The sequence below is a fragment of the Micromonospora sp. CPCC 205539 genome, assembly GCF_036906815.1.
Lineage (GTDB): Bacteria > Actinomycetota > Actinomycetes > Mycobacteriales > Micromonosporaceae > Micromonospora.
Genome location: NZ_JBAKHW010000002.1, coordinates 13,687 through 34,601 on the forward strand (window position 1 = coordinate 13,687; position 20,915 = coordinate 34,601).

General features: G+C 70.9%; 21 protein-coding genes. 10 read left to right on the forward strand and 11 right to left on the reverse strand.

Going from position 1 to position 20,915, the window contains the following annotated elements:
* Positions 1-108 precede the first annotated feature (108 nt).
* Entirely contained in the window at positions 109-417 is a 309-nt protein-coding gene (locus tag V6V47_RS02295) for a hypothetical protein (protein ID WP_334626256.1), read from the forward strand.
* Here V6V47_RS02295 and V6V47_RS02300 read toward each other — a convergent pair.
* The 3 genes from V6V47_RS02300 to V6V47_RS02310 form a co-directional block, all read right to left on the reverse strand.
* Positions 414-2,897 (reverse strand): DNA gyrase/topoisomerase IV subunit A, encoded by a 2,484-nt coding sequence (locus V6V47_RS02300; protein WP_334626257.1) that lies wholly within the window; start codon positions 2,895-2,897, stop codon positions 414-416. The genes V6V47_RS02295 and V6V47_RS02300 overlap by 4 nt on opposite strands.
* A 92-nt stretch (positions 2,898-2,989) precedes the next feature.
* The gene (locus V6V47_RS02305; protein WP_334626258.1) at positions 2,990-5,047 is read right to left on the reverse strand and encodes a DNA gyrase/topoisomerase IV subunit B; all 2,058 of its coding nucleotides are present in this window, start codon (positions 5,045-5,047) and stop codon (positions 2,990-2,992) included.
* Positions 5,048-5,263: 216 nt separating this feature from the next.
* Positions 5,264-7,204 (reverse strand): hypothetical protein, encoded by a 1,941-nt coding sequence (locus V6V47_RS02310; protein ID WP_334626259.1) that lies wholly within the window; start codon positions 7,202-7,204, stop codon positions 5,264-5,266.
* A gap of 375 nt (positions 7,205-7,579) precedes the next feature.
* Here V6V47_RS02310 and V6V47_RS02315 point away from each other — a divergent pair, with 375 nt between their 5' ends.
* From V6V47_RS02315 to V6V47_RS02325, 3 genes are all read left to right on the forward strand, one after another.
* Positions 7,580-8,326 carry a hypothetical protein gene (locus V6V47_RS02315; protein ID WP_334626260.1) on the forward strand — a complete coding sequence of 249 codons (747 nt, stop codon included), beginning with the start codon at positions 7,580-7,582 and terminating at the stop codon, positions 8,324-8,326.
* Between the two features lie 191 nt (positions 8,327-8,517).
* On the forward strand, positions 8,518-9,774 hold the full coding sequence (locus tag V6V47_RS02320) for a hypothetical protein (protein ID WP_334626261.1): 1,257 nt from the start codon (positions 8,518-8,520) through the stop codon (positions 9,772-9,774).
* A 119-nt stretch (positions 9,775-9,893) separates the two neighbouring features.
* Positions 9,894-10,757: an alpha/beta hydrolase family protein gene (locus V6V47_RS02325; RefSeq protein WP_334626262.1), complete on the forward strand. Its 864-nt coding sequence runs from the start codon at positions 9,894-9,896 to the stop codon at positions 10,755-10,757.
* Between the two features lie 15 nt (positions 10,758-10,772).
* Here V6V47_RS02325 and V6V47_RS02330 read toward each other — a convergent pair whose 3' ends face one another.
* A complete protein-coding gene (locus V6V47_RS02330) occupies positions 10,773-10,943 on the reverse strand; it encodes a hypothetical protein (protein ID WP_334626263.1) in 171 nt (56 codons plus the stop codon).
* A 186-nt stretch (positions 10,944-11,129) separates the two neighbouring features.
* Here V6V47_RS02330 and V6V47_RS02335 point away from each other — a divergent pair, with 186 nt between their 5' ends.
* Positions 11,130-11,759, forward strand: a complete 630-nt coding sequence (locus V6V47_RS02335; protein ID WP_334626264.1) for a hypothetical protein — start codon at positions 11,130-11,132, stop codon at positions 11,757-11,759.
* Positions 11,760-11,963: 204 nt separating this feature from the next.
* On the forward strand, positions 11,964-12,332 hold the full coding sequence (locus V6V47_RS02340) for a hypothetical protein (RefSeq protein WP_334626265.1): 369 nt from the start codon (positions 11,964-11,966) through the stop codon (positions 12,330-12,332).
* A 45-nt stretch (positions 12,333-12,377) separates the two neighbouring features.
* Here V6V47_RS02340 and V6V47_RS02345 read toward each other — a convergent pair whose 3' ends face one another.
* Positions 12,378-13,346 (reverse strand): DUF72 domain-containing protein, encoded by a 969-nt coding sequence (locus V6V47_RS02345; protein ID WP_334626266.1) that lies wholly within the window; start codon positions 13,344-13,346, stop codon positions 12,378-12,380.
* Between the two features lie 134 nt (positions 13,347-13,480).
* Here V6V47_RS02345 and V6V47_RS02350 point away from each other — a divergent pair, with 134 nt between their 5' ends.
* Positions 13,481-13,984, forward strand: coding sequence for a DinB family protein (locus V6V47_RS02350; RefSeq protein WP_334626267.1), 504 nt, complete (start codon positions 13,481-13,483; stop codon positions 13,982-13,984).
* A gap of 8 nt (positions 13,985-13,992) precedes the next feature.
* On the opposite strand, the gene V6V47_RS02355 is transcribed toward V6V47_RS02350, so the two are convergent.
* The 3 genes from V6V47_RS02355 to V6V47_RS02365 form a co-directional block, all read right to left on the reverse strand.
* Positions 13,993-16,077 (reverse strand): amylo-alpha-1,6-glucosidase, encoded by a 2,085-nt coding sequence (locus tag V6V47_RS02355; protein ID WP_334626268.1) that lies wholly within the window; start codon positions 16,075-16,077, stop codon positions 13,993-13,995.
* Positions 16,074-16,463: an SCP2 sterol-binding domain-containing protein gene (locus tag V6V47_RS02360; protein ID WP_334626269.1), complete on the reverse strand. Its 390-nt coding sequence runs from the start codon at positions 16,461-16,463 to the stop codon at positions 16,074-16,076. Before V6V47_RS02360 ends, V6V47_RS02355 begins: the two co-directional genes overlap by 4 nt.
* Positions 16,464-16,640: 177 nt before the next feature.
* Positions 16,641-16,940: a winged helix-turn-helix domain-containing protein gene (locus V6V47_RS02365; RefSeq protein ID WP_334626270.1), complete on the reverse strand. Its 300-nt coding sequence runs from the start codon at positions 16,938-16,940 to the stop codon at positions 16,641-16,643.
* A gap of 178 nt (positions 16,941-17,118) precedes the next feature.
* Between V6V47_RS02365 and V6V47_RS02370 the strand changes: the two genes are divergently transcribed.
* Positions 17,119-17,322, forward strand: coding sequence for a hypothetical protein (locus V6V47_RS02370; RefSeq protein WP_334626271.1), 204 nt, complete (start codon positions 17,119-17,121; stop codon positions 17,320-17,322).
* Positions 17,323-17,401: 79 nt separating this feature from the next.
* Here V6V47_RS02370 and V6V47_RS02375 read toward each other — a convergent pair whose 3' ends face one another.
* Positions 17,402-17,911: a mycothiol transferase gene (locus V6V47_RS02375; RefSeq protein WP_334626272.1), complete on the reverse strand. Its 510-nt coding sequence runs from the start codon at positions 17,909-17,911 to the stop codon at positions 17,402-17,404.
* A gap of 105 nt (positions 17,912-18,016) precedes the next feature.
* On the opposite strand from V6V47_RS02375, the gene V6V47_RS02380 reads away from it, so the two are divergent.
* The gene (locus V6V47_RS02380; RefSeq protein ID WP_334626273.1) at positions 18,017-18,532 is read left to right on the forward strand and encodes a 2'-5' RNA ligase family protein; all 516 of its coding nucleotides are present in this window, start codon (positions 18,017-18,019) and stop codon (positions 18,530-18,532) included.
* Between the two features lie 12 nt (positions 18,533-18,544).
* Here the strand turns inward: V6V47_RS02380 and V6V47_RS02385 are convergent, their stop codons facing one another.
* The gene (locus V6V47_RS02385; RefSeq protein ID WP_334626274.1) at positions 18,545-19,174 is read right to left on the reverse strand and encodes a DUF899 domain-containing protein; all 630 of its coding nucleotides are present in this window, start codon (positions 19,172-19,174) and stop codon (positions 18,545-18,547) included.
* A gap of 293 nt (positions 19,175-19,467) precedes the next feature.
* On the opposite strand from V6V47_RS02385, the gene V6V47_RS02390 reads away from it, so the two are divergent.
* Positions 19,468-19,626 (forward strand): hypothetical protein, encoded by a 159-nt coding sequence (locus tag V6V47_RS02390; RefSeq protein ID WP_334626275.1) that lies wholly within the window; start codon positions 19,468-19,470, stop codon positions 19,624-19,626.
* A gap of 12 nt (positions 19,627-19,638) precedes the next feature.
* Here the strand turns inward: V6V47_RS02390 and corA are convergent, their stop codons facing one another.
* Positions 19,639-20,769 (reverse strand): magnesium/cobalt transporter CorA, encoded by a 1,131-nt coding sequence (gene corA, locus V6V47_RS02395; RefSeq protein WP_334626276.1) that lies wholly within the window; start codon positions 20,767-20,769, stop codon positions 19,639-19,641.
* Positions 20,770-20,915: the final 146 nt, after the last annotated feature.

Here is a 20,915-nt window from a genome sequence, read left to right on the forward strand (position 1 = left end):
TCCTGGATGTAGTGGCCTCACCAACCCGGGATGCCACTACATCCTGGATCGAGCACGATCTCGATGGCTCGGCGGCCGAGATCCGCACAACTTCGGGGAAAGTGCTGCTTGCGGCACATCGGAGGCAGCAACTTCCCCGAAGTTGTGCGGATCTTGGGCCGGGCCGGCCGAGCCGAGCCGGGCCGGGCCGGCCGGGCCGAGCAGGGCCGGGCCGAGCCGAGCCGGGCCGAGCCGAGCAGGGCCGAGCCGAGCAGGGCCGAGCCGGGCCGAGCCGAGCAGGGCCGAGCCGAGCAGGGCCGAGCCGGGCCGAGCCGAGCAGGGCCGAGCCGAGCAGGGCCGAGCCGAGCCGAGCAGGGCCGAGCCGAGCAGGGCCGAGCCGGCCGCGCCGAGCCGGCCGCGCCGGGCCGAGCCGGTTAGTCGCGTTCGATTAGGTGGCCGACCACGCTGGGGCCCAGCATCACGGCGAAGCCGGAGCCGTCGCGGCGCGGGTCGGCCGCTGGCAACTCCACCGGCTCGCCGGTGCCGGTCGCGCCGACCGGCCGCGGCCCCACCCAGGCGACCGCCACGTCCGTCTCGCCCTTGAGGAAGCGGTGTGCCCGCACCCCCGCGGTCGCACGCCCCTTCGCCGGGTACGACTTGAACGGCGTCACCTTGACGGTCGCTCCGGTGGAGGTGACCACCATCGGCTCACCGTGCCCCGGGTCATCGGTGCGGACCGCGCCGAAGAAGACCACCCCGGCCCCGGCGGTCAGGTTGATGCCGGCCATGCCGCCACCCTTGAGGCCCTGCGGTCGAACCAGCGCGGCGGCGAAGCGCAGCAACGACGCCTCCGACGTGACGAAGGTCAGCGTCTCGGCGCCGTCGGTCAGCCAGGTCGCCCCGACCACCTCGTCGCCGTCGCGCAGGCCGATCACCTCGAACTCGTCGGAGCGCACCGGCCACTCGGGTGCGCAGATCTTGACCACGCCCTGCCGGGTGCCGAGTGCCAGCCCCGGGGAGCCGTCCGCCGACCCGCCGAGCGGGGCCAGGCCGACCACGGTCTCCCCCGGCTCCAACGGCACCAGTTCGGCGGCGGACATGCCGCCGCGCAGGGACACGGTGCCGGCCTGCTCGGGCAGCACCGGCAACGGAAGTACGTCGACCTTGAAAGCCCGACCGGCGCTGGTCACCAGCAGTACCCGGCCACGGGCGGTGGAGTGCACGATCGCGCGTACCGTGTCGTGCTTGACCCGGCCGTTGCGTCGGCGCCCCTCGGCGCTCTCCTCCGACTCGGCCGCGGTCCGGGCGACCAGCCCGGTCGCGGAGAGGATCACCTGGCAGGGGTCGTCGGCGACCTCCAGCGGACCGGCCGGCACGGACGCGGCCAGCACCTCCTTGAGGTCACCGTCGACCAGCGTCGTACGACGGTCGGTGCCGAACTGCTTGACCACGGCCGCCAGCTCGTCGGAGACCACCTTCTTGAGCACCCGCTCGTCGTCGAGGATCTTGCTCAGCTCGGCGATCTCGGCGCGCAGCCGCTCCTGCTCGGCCTCCAGCTCGATCCGGTCGAACTTGGTCAGCCGGCGCAGCGGAGTGTCCAGGATGTAGGTGGCCTGGATGTCGGAGAGGCCGAACCGGCTCATCAGCCCGTCCTTCGCGGCCTGCGCGTCGTCGCTGCCCCGGATCAGCCGGACCACCTCGTCGATGTCCAGCAGAGCGATCAGCAGACCGTCGACCAGGTGCAGCCGCTCCTGGCGCTTGCGGCGGCGGTACGAGGTGCGCCGGGTGACCACCTCGTACCGGTGGGCCAGGAAGACCTCCAGCAGCGCCTTGAGGCCCAGCGTGCGCGGCTGCCCGTCGACCAGGACCAGGTTGTTGACGCCGAACGACTGCTCCAGCGGGGTCAGCCGGTAGAGGTCGGCGAGCAGGGCCTGCGGGTTGACGCCGACCTTGCACTCGACGACCAGTCGGGTGCCGCTCTCCCGGTCGGTGAGGTCCTTGACGTCGGCGATGCCGGTCAGCCGCTTGGTCTTGTTGACCTCGTTGGTGATCGCCGCGATGACCTTCTCCGCGCCGACGCCGTAGGGCAGCTCGACCACGGTGATCGCCTGGCGGCCCCGGCTGCCCTCGATCGGGCCGATCTCCACCTTGCCGCGCATCCGCACCACGCCGCGCCCGGTCTCGTACGCCCGGCGCACCTCGTCCAGGCCGAGCAGCACGCCGCCGGTGGGCAGGTCGGGGCCGGGGACGAACTCCATGAGCTTGTCCAGGGTGGCGTCCGGGTGGTTGATCAGCCAGCGGGCGGCGGAGACCACCTCGGCGAGGTTGTGCGGGATCATGTTGGTGGCCATCCCGACCGCGATCCCGGACGCGCCGTTGACCAGCAGGTTGGGGAAGGCGGCCGGCAGGACGGTCGGCTGGGTCAGCGACCCGTCGTAGTTGGGCTCGACGTCGACAGTGTCCTCGCCCAGCTCACCGACGAGCAGCATGGCCTCGCGGGACATCCGCGCCTCGGTGTATCGCGAGGCGGCCGGGCCGTCGTCGGGGCTGCCGAAGTTGCCGTGCCCGTCGATGAGCGGCACGTTGAGGGAGAAGTCCTGTGCGAGGCGGACCATCGCGTCGTAGATCGCGGTGTCACCGTGCGGGTGGTACTTACCCATCGTGTCGCCCACGATGCGGGCAGACTTCACGTGCCCACGGTCGGGGCGGTAGCCCTGCTCGTACATCGACCAGAGGATGCGCCGGTGTACGGGCTTCAGGCCGTCGCGCGCATCGGGCAGCGCGCGGGAGTGGATGACCGAGAACGCGTACTCCAGGTAGGAGTCCGAGACCTCGGTGACCAGCGGATTGTCGAAGACCCGCGCGCCGGCCTGGTCGAACGAGGAGAGGTCGACCTTGTTGTCCTTGCGGCGTGCCATGACTCAGCTCTCCATCGGAACGGAACGGGCGCTCATGCCGTCGCTTCGCAACGGCATGAGGCACCATCGCGCTGTATCGAAAACCCGCTCGCTCATGCGTCGATCGCCTGCCAGTCGACCCGGTCGGCGGAGTCGATCAGCCAGTTGCGGCGCGGCTCGACCTTCTCCCCCATCAGCAGCTCGAGGATCCGCTCGGCGGCGTCGACGTCGTCGAGGGTGATCCGGCGGACGGCGCGGGTGGCCGGGTTCATCGTGGTGTCCCACAGCTCGTCGGCGTCCATCTCACCGAGGCCCTTGAAGCGCGGGATGGGCGTGACGATCTGCTTGCCGGCCTTCTCCAGCTTGCGGACCGTCGCCTCCATCTCGGCCTGGGTGTAGGTGTAGACGGTCTGCGGGTTGCGCCCCTTGGTGGTGATCTTGTGCAAGGGTGGCATCGCGGCGTAGAGCCGGCCGGCCTCGATCAACGGGCGCATGTACCGGGCGAACAGAGTGATCAGCAGAGTGCGAATGTGAGCGCCGTCCACGTCGGCGTCGGCCATGATCAGCACCCGGCCGTAACGCAGGGCGGCCAGATCGAAGGTACGCCCGGAGCCGGCGCCGAGCACCTGCACGATCGCCGCGCACTCGGCATTGTCCAACACCTGCTGGAGGTTGGCCTTCTGCACATTGAGGATCTTGCCGCGGATCGGCAGCAGCGCCTGGTATTCGGATGAGCGGGCCATCCTGCTCGTGCCGAGGGCACTGTCGCCCTCGACGATGAACAGCTCGCTGCGGTCGATGCCGGTGGCCCGGCAGTCGACGAGCTTCGGCGGCATCGACGCCCCCTCGAGGGCGGTCTTGCGCCGGGCGGCGTCCTTCTGCTGCTTCTGGGTGAGCCGGACCCGCGCCGCGTCGACGACCTTCTGCAACACCGTGCGCGCCTCGGCCTTGGTGCGCTTGTCTTCCAGCCACGCCTTGAGGTGCGCCTCGACCAGGGTGTGCAGCACCTTGGTGATGCCGGTGGTGGAGAGCTCGTCCTTGGTCTGCGAGGTGAACTGCGGCTCCGGAATCCGCACGTGCACCACCGCGGTCATGCCCTCCAGGACGTCGTCGAGGGTGGGCGGCTCTTCCTTGGCCTTGAGAAGGCCACGGGTGTTGCGGACCGCGTCGGCGATGGTGCGGACCAGCGCCCGCTCGAAGCCCTTGCGGTGGGTGCCGCCGTGCGCGTTGCGGATGGTGTTGGTGAAGCACTCGACGGTGCGCTCGTAGCCGGTGCCCCAACGGAACGCGACCTCGACCTCGGCCCGCCGCTGCACGTTGGACTGCATGACGCCGTTGGCGTCGGCCGCGTTCTCCCGGTACGTGCCCTCGCCGGTGACGAGCAGCATGCCGGAGACCGGCCGGTCGCCAGCCGGGGCGAGGAACTCCACCATGTCGCTGAGCCCGTTGGGATAGTGGAACCGCTCCTCGGCGGGCGCCTCGCCGGTCAGGTCGCGCAGCAGGTACGTCACACCGGGGACCAGGAAGGCGGTGTTGCGCAGCTTCATCCGGACCGCGTCGACGTCGAGTGCCGCCCCGGTCTCGAAGTAGCGGGCGTCGTGCCACCAGCGGATCGACGTGCCGGTGCGCTGGTTGCGCTTCATGGCGCCGACGACCTGGAGCCCGGGGCCGGCGGTGAACGGCGCGTCCGGGCCGTCGCCGTCGAAGATCCCTGGAACGCCGTGCCGGAAGGACATCGAGTGGACCTTGCCGGCCCGGCGGACAGTCACGTCGAAGCGGTGCGACAGCGCGTTGACCGCGGAGGCGCCGACGCCGTGCAGCCCGCCGGAGGTCTTGTAGCCGGAGCCGCCGAACTTGCCGCCCGCGTGCAGCCGGGTGAGCACCAGCTCGACGCCGGAGATGCCGGACTTGGCGTGCACGTCGGTGGGGATGCCTCGGCCGTCGTCGTCGACCTGCACCGAGCCGTCGGCGTGCAGTATCACCTCGACGTGGGTGGCATGACCGGCGACACCCTCGTCGGTGGAGTTGTCGAGGATCTCGTTGACGAGGTGACCCACGCCACGGCTGTCGGTGGAACCGATGTACATGCCGGGCCGCTTGCGGACAGCGTCCAGCCCCTCAAGGTGGGTGAGGTCATCGGCCCCGTACAGGGTGTCAGGCTCTGCGGTCAACTGGTCGTACTCCCCGGTCTCGGCGGTGTGGTGCCGCGTCCGAACTGTCGGTCGGCCGGCGCGCGCCGCAGCGAGCCTAACCGGCAGATGCGACACGACGACGGCACCCCGCAGTCAGGGCCCGCATCCACGTTCTGGATGCGGGCCCCGACTTCGTAGGGTCTTGTCCGGTTTCGACGCGTTAGCCGCGTCCCGACCGGTTAATCGTCAGCCGCCCTACGGGGCCGTCACCTCGATAACAAGCGTTCCGTAGCCAACGTTCCCGGCGCTGTCCACCGCGGCGACGTACAGGGTGTTCGTGCCGTAGGCCGGGGTGGCCAGGGTCACCGACACGGTCTTGCCGGGGTAGCCGAGGCTGGTGCCGGCCTCCGCCTCCTCGGTGGGCGGGCTGCTCCAGCCGTAGCGGAAGCTGACCACGTCCGGGTCCGGCGAGCGCAGCTTGTACGTGTAGAGCTGACCGGGCGGGGCGGGGGTGGTCACCTCGTCGACGCTCACCGTGGGCGGCTGGTTGTCGACGGTGAACTCGCACCACGCCGACCAGGGGCTGACAGCGTAGCTGTCATTGCTGCGGGTCCGGAAGGCGTACGAATTGCCTCCGACCGTGCCGGTCACCGCGGCCGTGGTGGAGCGGCCGCCGGCCGTCACGGCCGAGCCCGTCGGTGGGCTCATGCGCGGCGTGGAGCTGTCGTAGGTGCCCGAGGCGGGAATCTCCAGCAGCTCGTACGTCGTCTGAAGGACCTGACCGGCGTCCGCGTCGGGGAAGACGGCGGAGAGGGTCGGCGGGGTGGGCCGGATGACCCGCTCGCCCGCGACGCAGGCCGCGCCGCCCGCCTGGAGACCGGTGGGCTGGGTGGGTGCCGTGTCGTAGTCCACCAGCAGGCGTGCGGCGGTCGGGTAGAACTTCTTCCATCGGTCAGCGCTGCTCTCGCCGGTGCCGCTCGAGTCGCTGCAGGCGCAGAACCCGTAGGTGACCGAGCTCAGGTGAGCTGCCGCCGCGCTGCTGAGGCCAGCGGTGACGCTGCTGCCGGCGAAGTTCACGGTCATGTCCGGCTGCGGCGAGTCGATGCAGCCCGACCCCTGGTTGGCGTGCGAACTGGCCGAGGCCCGCAGCGTCGTCAGCGCGGGGGCCCACGCGGTGCGGGGGGTGCTCGCGATTGCGGCCGACTGGTACATGTAGGTCGGGGTGTCGAAGCAGGACCAGGAGTGGTCCAGTTTCATCTGCACGTACGCCGACCTGATCACCTTGCCGCCGAGAGCCGAGATCGGGAACTCGAAGTAGGAGCGGTAGGTGACTCCGGACCCGGAGTCCTTGCCGACCCGGGCGGCCGTCGTGTCCGAGTTGGTGGTGTTGTTGCTGGTGGCGTACGCCCAGCGGGAGGGGCCGGCCGACCAGGCCGGGTCGATGTACACGGGGAAGGTCGCCTTGGCCGGGTCGAGCAGGCCCGGCGACGGGCGGAGGACGAGGTCACCGGCCGGGTCGACCTCGGTCGCCACGGGGGCGGTGCGCGCCGCGACGCCGGGGCCGGCCGGCGACGAGGTCACCGTCGCCGAACGGGCGGCGCCGGATCCGGTCGAGTCCCACATCTCCGCCGTCGCGCCGCGCGCCACCTCGGTCTCGCCGGCGAGGGCCCGCAGCGAGCCGTCGGCCTCCCGCCGGACCTTCGCGTCACCCCCGAGGTCGAAGCGAATCTCCCGGAGTGCCGGGTTCGCCGCGGCCTGCGACGTCTTCACCACCAGGACGTGGGTGAAGCCGGTGTGGGTCGCCCTCAGCACCAGGTCCACCCCGGGCAGCACCTCGGGATAGGTGGCCGCGTCCGCGGACACGCTCGGCGCGGGCAGCACACCCGGCCAGCCCAGGGTCATCGAGCTTCCGGCGTTGGCCAACGTGGCCGCGGGACCGCGCCCACCGGAAGAGAACACCACGTCGCTCGGGGAGATCGCCGGCCGCCAGCCGGCCGAGTCGCGGCGGAGGGAGAGGTCGACATCCGCCCAGGAGCCGTCGCCCTGTCGGACGCGCTGCGGGACGGCGGCGGATTCGGCGACGAAGCCGCCGGCGGGCTTGGCGAAGACCTGGGTCAGCTCGGTGCGTGCGGAGAGGACCTCCACCCGCCGGCCGGTGCGCTGGGCCGCGGCGGTCGCCTGTGCGGCCTCCCGCACGGCGGCACCGCTCGTAGAAGGGGCGTCCGCTGGCGCTCGCGATCCGGCCGCCGCCGGCGCGGCGAAGACGGTGGCGCCAATCGACGCCGCGACCCCGGCGGTCAGCAGTCGCCGCGAGATCGATGTTTGAGAATGGACAGAACTCATGGCACGGCCAATGGCCACCGCAACCCCCGTGATTGAAAGTCAGCCAGACGGGGGAACTGTAGAGAGCGAATTCCACCACTGTCCACAGGTGTCACAACCCGTGAGCACAAAGGGGACAAGGCCCCGCAGTCCGATCGGATCGGTCTTCCGGTGCGACGGTCCGTGACAGCGGAGGTCTCGCTGTCAGGGGCAGCAGGAGATGTCCGCGCGCCGGTACGCTGCCAACCGATGACCACGCCGAAGCGTCCGGGTGTGATCGATCGTCGGGGGGTTACCGTGGGGGACGGCACGACTCAACACGCTGTCCGACGTTCCATCGACACCCGGGCGCGGCAGTGGTTGCTGGCGATCACGCTGCTGGCGGGTCTGCTCGCCGCGGTGGCGCTGACCGCCGCGATGGCCCCCGCCGATCGGTCGTTCGCCCTGCTCTCGGAGCCGGTGCAGAGCTTGATGTCGGTCGCGACGCCGCTCTTCGGCATCCTGCTGGTCCGTGACCTCCGGCAGACGACCGGCACGGTCCGGATAACGCCGACGCTGCTGGCGGTGGCGCTGCCAGCCGCGGTCATCGGTGTCTTCGGGGTGCTGGTCTGCGCCGCGACGCTCGCCCTCGCTCCGGCGGACATCGCCGACCAGCCATGGCGGCACGCGGGAACCATCGCGGTCGGCAGCGTCCTGACGCAGCTCGTCGCCGGGCTGGTGGGCGTCGGGCTGGGCCTGCTGCTGCGCTCGCCCGTCGTCGCCTTCCTCGCCACCATCGTGCTGCCGTTGGGCACGTACGCCCTGCTGGGGGCCGTGGACGCGCTCCGCCCAGCCCAGCCGTGGCTGACTCCGTACGGCAGCCTGCAATACCTCCTCTCCGGCGACATGAGCGCGCTGCGGTGGGCGCAGTGGCTGACGGTCGTCCTCATCTGGAATGTCGGGCTGGTCGCCGCCGGCCTGGCCCTGTTCAAGCGACACGGGCAGTCCGGCCGGTAGGGCACCGCCCGCGCGTCTTGCGCGGGCGTGGGGGCAGAGGTCGTCGTCGGTCGTCGAGTGCATGGCGCACCGGCGCAGCCGTGTCTTTCATCGAACGAACTTGTTACGGGCCATTGACGCCCGTTGCACGGGAGTGATCTGATCGCGCTCTCAGAGAATCTTTCATCTTTCGATGGTTGGATGGGGGCCCCATGCCCAGGTTCCGGCGTACCGCGCTCGCCGCGGCACTCACGATCGCCACGGCCGCGCTGTCGACCACAGTGGCGCTGTCAGCTCCGGCGTCCGCCGCGCTGCCCACCGCCGCGGTGGCACTCGGTGACAGCTTCATCAGCGGCGAGGGCGCCGGGGCGTACACCCCGGTGGTCGACGTCAACGGCGCCACCCAGGGCTTCCCCGGCTGGAGCGCGGCGAACAACAACGCGTACTTCTGCCACCGCTCGGCGAACGCGTCCCTGCAGCAGGCTGACCTGCCGGGCATCCAGGCGCGCTACAACCTGGCCTGCTCCGGCGGCCAGCCGTACGACATCGCCGCCGCCTCGGTGACGCGGCCCAAGGGCCGTACCGTCGCCTCGCAGATCGACCAGTTGCGCGCGGTCGCGCAGACCAACGACATCGACCTGGTGCTGATCGGGCTCGGCTCGAACAACAGCTCGTTCACCTTCGGCAGCGTCGCGGAGAAGTGCGCCAACCGGTTCATCGCCGACGCGTGGACCGGCTGGTGGGAGTTCTGGGCGTACCTGAACGGGCCAGTCCCGCAGGAGCCGTGCAGTGACGCGGACCTGGCCACCGCCGCGCAGCTCAACGCCGCGACCGCGGAGACCACCACGGCGGTACGCCAACTGCTGACCACCCTCGACCAGATCGACGCCGACGGGCAGCACCGGGTCGTGTTCCAGGACTACACCAACCCGCTGCCGTTCGACCTGAACGCGACGTACCACGAGGAGGACAGCCGGGACGACACCCGGGACAAGTTCCGCGACCTCGGTGCCGAGCGGTACGCGGCCGGCTGCCCGATCCACCGTGCCAGCCTGGCCCCCGGACACCGCTTCTCGCAGGGCCTGGGCACGCTGGTGAAGTCCACCCGGGACACCCTGGCCGCCGAGTTCCCCTCGGCCGACCTGGTCTACCTGAACGTGCAGCAGGCCTTCAACGGCGCCCGGCTCTGCGAGCAGACCGGCAGCCCGGCCGGCACGCTGGCCACTCCGATCCGGCTCCAGGACGGCGCGACCGGCACCTTCGTCACCAGCCTCGCCGGCAAGGACAAGATCGCCATCCAGCGGATCGCGAACACCTGCGTGAGCTACTTCCAGACCTGCCAGGAGTCGTGGCACCCGAACGCGGCCGGGCACCAGGTGCTCGGGCAGTGCCTCGCGGGCGCCGCCACCACCAGCGCACGGGCGGTGGCCTGCATCCGAGCCGGCAACGGGACGATCTCCGTCTCCTGACCGGTACCAGCATTCGGAGGCCCCGCCCCTCGGCGGGGCCTCCGTCGCGTCCGGGTCACACCGAACCGGCACCAGACGGCTAGCTACCCGCCGGTAACGTCCGCCCGTAAGCTGGGCCGGTGAACGGGGACTCGGAGTACGCACAGGAGTTCGTCGACGTCGACGGCGGTCGGCTCGGCGTCCAGGTCTATCCGGAGCCGGAGGGACCAGCCGGTGCGCCGGTGGTGGTGATCTGGCCGGCGATGGGGGTGCGTGCCCGCTACTACCGGCCCTTCGCCGCCGCGCTGCGGGCCGCGGGTCTGGCCGTGATCGTCGCCGACCTGCGCGGCACCGGGGCGAGCACGCCCGCGCCGAGCCGCGCCGACCGGCACGGCTACGCCGAGTTGGCCGGTGACGTGGGCACCGTGCTGGCCGCCCTCAAGTCGCGGCTGGACGGGCGGACCGCGCTACTGCTCGGGCACTCGCTCGGCGGGCAGGCCACGGTGCTGCACCTCGCCCTGCACGGCGACACTACGGTGGACGGTCTGGCGCTGGTCGCGGTCGGTATCCCCCACTGGCGCAGCTACCCGGGCGTGCGCGGGTTGGCGCTGCTCGCGTACACCCAGGGGATCGCCGCCACCACGGCGCTGCTCGGGATCTGGCCGGGGTGGGGCTTCGGTGGCCGGCAGGCACGCGGGGTGATCCGGGACTGGGCGTACACCGCGCGAAGCGGCCGTTTCCCCAACCTCGACGGTACGGACACCGAGGCCGCGGTGCGCGCGGTGCGGACGCCGGTGCTGGCGGTCAGTGTGGACGACGACCAGTACACCCCGCACCCCAGCATGGATCACCTCTGCGCGAAGCTCACCGCGGCCCCGGTGACCCGCGAGCGGTACACGGTGGCGCAGGCCGGGGCGGCGCTGGATCATTTCACCTGGGTGCGTGCCGCCACTGCGCTGGCGCGGCGGATCGCCCGCTTCGCCAGCGACCTGCCGCCCCGCTGAGCCTCAACGGCGCACTCACTCCTCCTGCTCGAGCGGCACCAGATCACCGTCACGCTCCACGCGGACCTCGCCGTGGTCCTTGCGCGGCGCGACCTCCGCGGTGTTCTTGTGCGGGTCGTTGTCGGGGTGCATGAGCACCGAGTCGGTCTTTGGGGTCTTCTCCCGACTTTCGTCCGGTTGCGACATCCCGTTCCCCTCTCCGTCAGCGTCCGTCGGGATCTACCCGCCACCGGCCGGACGACTCCTGCCGGCGGCGGTCCGCCACCCCGATGCCGAGGATGTCCCTGGCCTGCCGAAACGGCGGAGATCGGCTGGGTTAGCCGCCGGGGCGGCGGGTAAGCCGCAGCGCCCAACACGGCGGAAGGGGATCAGATGTCCGAACGACACACGGCACTGCGCTCGATGCACGACCTGGGCCTGGCAGCCTGGTTCGGCGGCTCTCTCATGGGAGCGCTCGGCGTCAACAGCGCAGTGACGAAAATCAGCGATTCGACCCAGCGGCTGCCGGTCGCCTCGGCCGGGTGGTCCAGGTGGACCCCGATCAACGCGGCGGCCATCGGCGCCCACCTGGCCGGAGCGGTCGGCGAACTCGTGACCGAGAGCCCACGGGTGGCGACCCAGGCCGGCGTCGCACGGGTCAGCACCCTCAAGACGGCGCTGACGATCGGCGCGCTGGCGGTGACCGGCTACAGCCGGTTGATCGGCATGCGGCTGCAGAAGGCGGGCGGTCCGTCAGTGAGCGGTACCACCGAGCCGAACCAGCAGACGCCGGCCAGCGTGGCCTCCTCCCAGCGGCAGATGAAGCTGCTCCAGTGGGCCATTCCGGCGCTGACCGGAACCCTGGTCGTCATCACCGCGTACATGGGCGAGCAGCAGAAGCCCGGCCAGGTCTTCCGAGGAATCCTGGGGCGTACCGGTGGGTTGGCCAGCGCTCCGAAGGCGATGGCCAAGATGGCCGGCATGAGCAACGGCAAACGGCCGATGGCGATGGCCGGCCGCTGAACGCCGGGCCGACCGGCATCCCGCCGACTCGTTGACGGCGGGGTGCCGGCCGGCGCCGCGCGCCCGCCAGCATGACCGGGGGTACGGCGCCACACGCCCGCCGGCAGGGGCACGGGTACGACGCGTGGGCTCGACGGCGGGCAGGAACGGGCCGGGGACGGGCAATCGTCCACCGAGAGCGGTGGACCGACGAGCGAGGTGGCGATGACGGCGCGTGAGGGACGCAGCGGCGGCGACCGGCAGGAGCCGGAAGCGAACAAACCGTGGGGCACCAGCGACGGCTTCGACGCGGATGCGCCGTGGGGCGCCGACGACGACTCGCCGATGGATGAGGGCAGCGAGGAGACGGCGGTGCCCGAGGGACGGCGTGGCGAACGCCGCGCGGGTGCCCCGTCCGGCCAGTCTGGCCCGGCCGGTCGGCACGGCTTCGGCTCGGTCGAACCAACCCGTACGACGATGGCCGGACCGGGCGCGCCACCGGACCCCGCGCCCAGCGGTCGCTCCTTCCCGGACGACGCGGATATCGGCGACCGGACCCAGGACGCGCTGCGCAGCAGGGGCCGCCGCTCCTAGCACCACGTCGGTGGAGTGCCTGGCGGGCCGGCGCTCGCGTAACGGTCACCCGTTGATCGACTCCAGGTCACCGATGTCGGGGTGTGCCCGGCTGCCGGACACCCCAACGTCGCCGACCTCGTGTCGATCAAGGGGCCCGATCATGGTTTCGGCGAGCAACTGCGCCAGGCGGGTCGCGTCGCGCTGGGCCTGACCAGCGCAACAGTTGTTGAAGAGGACGTGCAGCTCATCGGCCGAGCCGGCCAGCCCGGCCAGTGACCCCGCCCAGTGCCGTAACTCCTCCTCGGAGTACGCGTAGCGGAACTTGTCCTCCTTGGAGCCGTCACGCCAGGCGTCGCTGTGGCCGTGGAACCGGACGATCGCCGGTTCCGCCGTCGTGGTCACAAGCGGTGGGACCGACGACGGATGCCCCTGCGGCATATCGACGCAGACCAGCGACAGGTCGTGCGCGCGCAGCAGGTCCAGGGTGTCCGTTCGCGTGCTCTCGTCGAACCAGGAGCCGTGCCGCAGCTCCACGCCCACCCGCCACGGTCGGCACCGCCGCGCCAGCTCGGTGATCCGCCGTTCGGCCGCGGCACTGCGGGCCAGCCACGGTGGGAACTGCAACAGCACCACGCCCAGTTTCCCGGCGGCCGCGATCGGCTCCAGCGCCGCGCGGAACCGGGACCACAGCTCGTCGTACGCCCGCTCGGGCAGGTCGCGGCGGCGGACCCGGCTCGGGCCGCCGGTCGGACGCAGGTCGCGGGGCAGCGCCGCGACCGACGTCGGGTGACCGGTGAAGAGGCTGAACGCCTTGACGTCGAAGGTGAACCCGGCCGGGGTGGCGTCCACCCAGCCCTGGGTGGTCTCCGGTACGGGGACGGCGTAGTAGGAGGTGTCCACCTCGACCAGCGGAAATCGGCTGGCGTAGAAGCCGAGTCGGCCGGCCGGCGTGTTGGCCGAGCGCGGGTACCACCCGGAGCGCAGCAGCGTCTGGTCCGCCCACGAGGACGTGCCCACCTTGATCACACCCATACCGCCCAGTGGACCCCTCGGCGGGCGATTCGGCAACCGCTGGCGGTCCGCGCGGTGGTCGTGTCGAGCCCGGGAACTGTCGGTGCCTCGCCCTAGGCTGACGCCGAGCGGACATTCGACCGGAAGGCGACACCATGACCAGCACCGAGCAGCTCACCGGCGAGCGGGCCGATCTGTTGCAGACGCTGCGCCGACACCGCGGCTTCCTGCTGCACACCGTCGACGGGCTGACCGACGAGCAGGCCGCGACCCGCACCACCGTCAGCGAGCTCTGTCTCGGCGGCCTCATCAAGCACGTGGCCGGCACCGAGGAGCGGTGGCTGCGCTTCGCGGTGGGCGGCGCGGAGGAGATGCAGCGTGAGCAGGTCGACTGGGTCGGTCAGTTCCGGATGGCGCCCGGCGAGACCCTGGCGGGGCTGGTCGAGCGGTTCCAGCAGGTCGCCAACGAGACCGACGAGCTGATCACGACCCTCGACCTGGACGCGGCGCATCCCCTGCCGCAGGCGCCGTGGTTCGAGCCGGGCGCGAGTTGGACGGTCCGCCGGGTGCTGCTGCACCTGATCGCCGAGACGTCCCAGCACGCCGGCCACGCCGACATCCTCCGCGAAGCCATCGACGGCAGCAAGACCATGGGTTAGCAGGGCAGCTAGCGGACGCGGGGGCGGTGGGCCGGGCTGGTGGTGGAGCGGTCTCGGCCGTAGGCGTCGGAGTGACCCCAGCGGCCCGGGATGTCGAGCAGCTCGATCCGGCCGAACCCTTCCGGCAGGGCCGGGTTGACCAGCAGGTTGTCGCCGGTGGGGCGCAGCCCCAGCACGGTGCCCAGCAGCATCAGCAGCGCGCCCGACGACCACGACTGGGGGCGGCCGGCGGCCGGCAGCTGCACCGGATACTTCGTGAGTGCCCGGTCGTAGCCGGCGATCAGCTCGGGCACCGCGCCGCCGAGCGTCTGCGCCATGTCGAAGATCCCGGCCGCGATCCGGGCCGCCTGCGCGTCGCAGCGGTAGTGCCGCAACCCGGCGGCGATCAGCGCGTTGTCCGACGGCCACACCGCCCCCAGATGCGAACCCACCGGGTTGAATGGCCGCTGCCCCGCAGCGTAGGTCCGTACTCCCCACCCGGTGAACAGCCGGGGCCCGACCAGGTGCTCGGCGACGGCCTCGGCTCGGTCGTCCGCGACGATTCCACTCCACAGCAGATGCCCGATGTTGGACGACAGCGCGTCGACCGGCTCGCCGTGCGGCCCCAACGCCAACGCGTAGTACTCCCGGTGCGGCAGCCAGAAGTCGCGGTTGAACCGTTCCTTCAGCTCCGCGGCCTCCCGCTCCAGGCGGTCGGCGTACGCGGGGTCACCCCAGAACTCCCGAGCCAGCCGGGCGCCACGCCGTTTGGCGTCGTACGCGTAGCCCTGCAACTCGCACGTGGCGAGAGGAAAGCCGGGCTGCCACCCGTCGGCGTCGGTGATCGCGTCCGCTGAGTCCCGCCAACCCTGGTTCACCGCGCCGCAGCGCTCGTTGCGACGCTGGTAACGCACGTAGCCGTCGCCGGTCAGGTCGCCGTACTCGTCGATCCAGTCCAGTGCCATCCGCGCCGGGTGGCGCAGCTCGTGGACCAGGTCGGCGTCACCGGACCAGCGCTCGTACTCGTCGAGCAGGACGACGAACAGCGCAGTGGTGTCGGCGGCCCCGTAGTACAACGCGCTCGGCCGCTCACCGAAGGCGGCCGATTCGCCGTAGCGGAGCTGGGCCAGGATCTTGCCCGGCTCCTCGTCGTGCTCGTCGTCGAGCTGACCGCCCTGCAACAGCGCCAGCATCCGCAGCGTCGCGGGCGTCAACTCGGGGGTGAACGCCAGGGTCTGCAGGCAGGTGATGATGCTGTCCCGGCCACAGAACGCCATCGCCCACGGCAGGCCGCCGACCGGCACCCGAGCGTTGTACGCCAACGGCACGTACCGCAGCGCCGCCAGGTCGGCCAGGCTGCCCCGGTAGAGCTCCTCCAGGCCGTTCCGTTCGGCCACGAGCTGCGGGGCCCGGCCCAGCCAGTCCGCCAACTCCTCCCGCATGCCGCCACGCACCCGCTGCTGGTGCGCCTCGATGTCGGTACGCAGGTCCCGGCCGCCCTCACCCCGGATGGTCATGGTCACGTGCAGGTCGGTCTCCCACTGCCCGTCGGGCTCGATCCGGATCCGGAACGTCATCCCTCGCTCGTCCACGTCGGCCGGCGCGCTGCTGCGCACGGTCGTCTCGCGGACGAACCGCTCCCGCTCGTACCGCAGGACGAGCTGTTGGCGTGCGGAGTCGACGGCGACCTCGGTGACCCGCCGCCGCGGCTGCCGGACCTCGGCGGCGTTGGCGAGGTCGGCGATGTCCGCGAAGTCGTTGCCCATCTCCATCCGTACGGTGAACTCGGTGGGCTGCGCCGAGTGGTTGAGCACGGTGATCCGTTCGTTGAAGCTGTCGTCGAGCGAGCGGTGGCGGATGACCGAGACGTCGGCGTCGACGTAGTGGCTCGCCGTGCCCGGGACCAGGAAGAACCGGGTCTCGAAGTACGTCATGTCGTCGCGGGAGAGCGCGTTGAGTCGTTCTCCGTCGACGCTGAGCTGCCAGCGGGACAGGAAGCGGGTGTCGAACGAGAAGAGCCCGACCGGGCTGTCCGGGTCGACCTCCAGGTCGCCCTGCGCGTCGCTGATCGCGAAGGCGTTGCCCGCGATCACGTGCACCAGCTCCTGCCTCACCGCCGCTCGTCCCGCCCGGCCAACGCGGCCCGACCCAGCTCGCGCGGATGGCGGGCGCCGGCCGGCCCGGGGAAGATCCGCCGCAGCAACATCAGCAGTCGCATGTTGCCCTGCACGGTCAGCTCGTTGCGCAGCAGCGCCTCGGCCAGGTGGGTCTGCCCGCTCGCCAAGCGGTCGAAGACCGTCCGTTCGGCGCGGACCACCAGCTCGGCGTCGTCCGCCGACCGGTCCACCCGGACGTGCTGGTCGGCGATGGTCAGGTACCAGTGCTCGGTCCAGCCGTCCTCGCGCGCGTCCAGCCGCATCGTCCCGGCGGTCGTCTCCGGCAGGTCGGTACGCCGGCCAGAGCCCAGCTGCCGCAAGTGTTCGGCCACCGTCGTGCCCATCGGGCCCCCTCCCACCGCTCCCCCGCAGGATCACCCGCAGCGGGGTGAGACGGGCTCACCCGAACCGGGTGACGGGACTGCGACCCACGCATGATCGACACGGTCGCGGCGACTGGAGGGCTCACGACGGGCATCAACGGTCATCGGGGGTCGATCGATCAGAAGCGGCTGATCCGATTACTCAGCCTCGGCCACATACACACCTTTGCCGGGATGACCCTCGACCAACTCGCGGTCTTTCAAGATCGTCATAACCCGATTGATCGTAGAAATGTGCACGCCGTATTCCTCGGCGAGCTCACGCGTGGACGGCAGCTTTTCACCCGGTGCGAGATTTCCGGACTTGATCTTCTCGGTAATCTCGTTCGCTATGCGCCGGTAGTCCACCTTTTCGGTCGGCATAAGTCGATCTCCGCTGGCTCCCTGGTTTCGGCAGACCAATTTGATCACGAAGAAACCTGTTCCAGCAAGCTTCATGATCTACCAGCAGGTTCCCTTGACCTACTCCTACAAGTTGGATTAGGTTTCTCCTCAGTCGGCTCCCTGGTTTCGGCAAACTCCCGGGTCCCGACCGCGTACCCACCTGGGGGAGCACGACGTATCGCCCCTGCCCCCAGGTGGGGCCACATCTCGGATCTCGCGGAGGGTGCCGACCATGCCAATCGATGAACCAGTGTCCAAGGCGACCGAGTTGTTCATCGCGAAGCGGTTACTCGACGCGCACTGGACTCGGGCACTCGACCAGCCGTGGCGAGTAGGCGGGTGCCTGGAGTGCCGGGGGCGCAACGACTGTCCGCAGCTTGATTGGGCGATCGAGCTGACCGCAGAGGTGGCAGCATTGCTGATCCCGAAGCACTGACCTGCGAATCTCCGAGATCAATCAACTCAGCGAATCGCAGAACCCAACAACGACCATCGAGGCCATTTGACTTCTCGGGTCAGTTGGCGTCGATCAGGCCCCGGACGTAGGCGGCCTGGCCGGCGTGCTGCACGTCGTCGTCGACGATGCTGACCAGACGCACGCCGAGGGTGACCGGTGGGTCCCATGCCTCGTCAACGATCCGGTCCAGATCTGCCGGCTTCAGGCCGGACAGGAGCTGCCCGGTCCGGCCTGCGACCGCGTCGTAGTAGTCGAGCAGCGCCTGGGCGCTCTCCGGACGCACCGTCGCGACCTCCGCCGGCGAGTGACCGTAGCCGGTGTTGTCCGGGTCGGCGGTGAGCCCGAACCGACCCGCCCAGTCTCCGCTCACCCAGACCTGGTCGGCGTCGAGCAGGTCGGCGACGTGGTGGTCCTGGACGCGGGTCAGGTGCCAGACCAGCCAACCGATCGAGTTGGCGGCCGGGCCGGGCGTCCAGCGCAGCTGCTCCGGGCTGAGCCCGTCGACCGCCGCGCGGACGAGGTCGGGCAAACGGCCGTGCGCCTCGGTCAGCAGGTCGTTCACGTTCATGGGCCATGCCTTCCGCCGGGGAGTAAGCGACCGTCGTCGACCACTCTATTCGTCGTACCCCGATGCCCCGCCTAGAGATCCAACCTCGACGGCTACGGTGATCATGTGGTCGCGGCGTTGGAGCTCTATCTGGACCCGGACGCCACCCGGCGGATCCGGGTGCTCTGGGACGCGCTGGAGGCCGAGGGCGTGCAGAGCATGCGCTCGCTGCTGGAGCAGCGGCACCGTCCGCACGTCTCACTCGCGGTGGCGCCCCGCTTCGACCCCGAGCAGGTCGCCGCCGCGCTGACCGGGACGCTCGTGGCCGCCCCGCTGCGACTCGATTTCCAGCACGCCGGCCAGTTCGTGGGCCGGGTGCTCTGGCTCGGGCCGACACCCACCACCGAGTTGCTGGACCACCACCGGCTGGTGCACGGCCGGCTCGCCGCCGCCGGCATCACGCTGGTCGAGCACTACCAGCCGGGACGCTGGGTGCCACACTGCACGCTCTCCATGCGGGTGCCGAACGTGCTGATGGCCGCTGCCGTGCGCCGCTGCCTGGAGGTGCTGCCGCTGTCCGCGACCGTGGTCGGTGCCGCGCTCACCGACCACGCCCGCGGCATCGCCCACCCGCTGCCCTGAGCGTGGGGCCGCTTAGCCGTAGGTGGGGTGCTGTGGCCAGCCGGGCGGGGAATCCTCCCAGTCCTCCTGCCGGCCGTACGGGGTGAGGTCGAGGATGCTGTTGGTGAAGACGAGGCGATCCACCCCTCGGGACGTCGTGTTGTACGTCCGGTAGACGTCGTCGCCGACGCGCAGGAACACGCTCAGCATGAAACCGCCGCCGGCGTCGCAGTCGGCCGAGAAGGACGTGCCCCGCGACGACGCGAACGGCACGGTCCAGCCCATCCGCTCCCGGTACGCCTCGAACTGCGCGAGCGGCATGTCGGACACCGTCCGCCAACTGACCCCGCGATCCGCCAGGCCGGCCAACCCGGTCGCCGGCACGTTGGCGGTGAACGCGGTGCACCCCGGGCAGTAACGCTCGGGCCCGATGTCCATGAACTGGTAGACGACGAGCTGATCACGCCCCTCGAACAGCTCCAGCAGGGTGCGGTTGCCGGTCGGCGTGTCGAACACGTACGCCGAGGAGAACGGCACCATCGGCAGTCGCCGCCGACGGGCGGCGAGCGCGTCCTGAGCCCGGGTCAGTTCCTTCTCGGCGACCAGCAGCTCCGCGCGGGCGCGCTGCCACTCCTCCGCTGAGACAATCTCTGGCTTCTGCATCCGTCGATTCTGTCCACGGGGTGCGACACGACCGGCGCGGCACGCTGGGCGGCCCTGGCACCGGTCGCCGCGCGGCCCCGGCACCGTGTCGGCGGCCGGCAACAGTCGGGAAACCGAAAACAGGGGGTGCTGACGAGGCCGGGCATGGGATGGTTCGTGATGGATGCCGTTCCCGGCAGCCGCCCGCCCGCGTGCGGATGGCTCGGCCGGTGGCGCGGGCGTACGCGGCGCTGCCCGGGGCGGCTTCGACGACGAGAGGCAGTGCCATGCAGGCTCAGCGCAGACCATCTCGGGTGGAGCGGAGCCGGACCCGGGAAGACCGGACCGGCGGCGGCATGACCGGGGCGGCCACGCCTCTGACCGTGTGGGCCGCAGCCGTACTGCTCGGCCGGATCGACGCGGGCGAGGACGACGTCGAGGACGAGCGGCACATCCTGCGCGGCATCGAGTGACCCTCGGCCTGGTCAGAGCCAGCCGCGCCGCTTGAAGACCAGGTAGAGGGTGCCGCAGACCAGCGCCATCAGCAGCAGTGCGAACAGGTAGCCGAAGCGCCAGTGCAGCTCGGGCATGTGGACGAAGTTCATCCCGTACACCGTTCCGATCAGCGTCGGGGCGAACAGGATCGCGGCCCACGAGGAGACCTTCTTCAGCTCCTCGTTCTGCGTGTAGCTGGCCGCGGTGAGACTGCGCATCTCCTCGTTCTGCTGCTGCGAGACGAGGGTGGCGTTGACGGTCAGGATGTTCTGCAGGAGATGCCGGAAGCCGTCCACCCGCTCCACCACCTGGGTCAGGTGGTCGGTCACGTCTCGCAGGTAGCGGCGCAGTTCCTCATCCGTGTCGTAGCTACCGGCGCCGGCGGCGAGCGCGTCGAGCACGGCGAGCAGCGGGCGGGCGGCCCGTTGGAACTGGATCACCTCGCGGCTGAGCCCGTAGATGCGCCGGCTCGCGTTCGGGTCGCCGCCGAAGACCTCGGTCTCGATCTCGTCGATGTCGTTCTCCAACCCGGCCACGACCGGCGCGTACCCGTCGACGACCTGGTCGAGGATCGCGTACAACACCGCCTGCGGGCCCCTCCCGAGCATCTGCGGGTCGGCCTCCATCCGCCGGCGCACGGCGGCGAGGTCCGGCGCCTCACCGTGCCGCACGGTGACCACGAACCCGGGGCCGATGAACAGGTGCAGCTCGGAGAACTCCACCTCCTCCCGCTGGTCGTCGTAGCGGGCGGCGCGCAGCACCACGAACAGCGTGTGGCCGTACCGCTCCAGCTTGGGCCGCTGGTGGGCGTTGATCGCGTCCTCGACCGCCAGGTCGTGCAGGCGGAACTCCCGGGCCAGCGACGTGATCTGCTCGATGTCGGGGCGGTACAACCCGATCCACGCCATCGCCTCGTCCTGCTCCTGGAGGCAGCGGTACGTGTCGGCGAGACCGGCCGGCGAGGCGAAGCGGTGCCCGCGGATGTAGATCGCGCTGTCCACCAGCCCACCGTCGCCCGAGGCGGCCGGCTCCGTCGACGCCGGCTCGTCGGCCCGGATCTCGTGCTCGTCGAGTTGGCGACCGAAGCCGTCACCAGCGCGGAAGCGACGGCCACCGACCATGACCCGCTCCCTTCGCCGGACGTCCGATCCGGCGACCCGCGGCCCGTCGGGGTCGGTGCGGGAACGCCGGAGGCGCTGCTTCCCCCGTGCCAGGTGCCCGAAACCCTCGCCCGAGCGGGCGGGTTCCGCGCACCGGCGGACGGGCA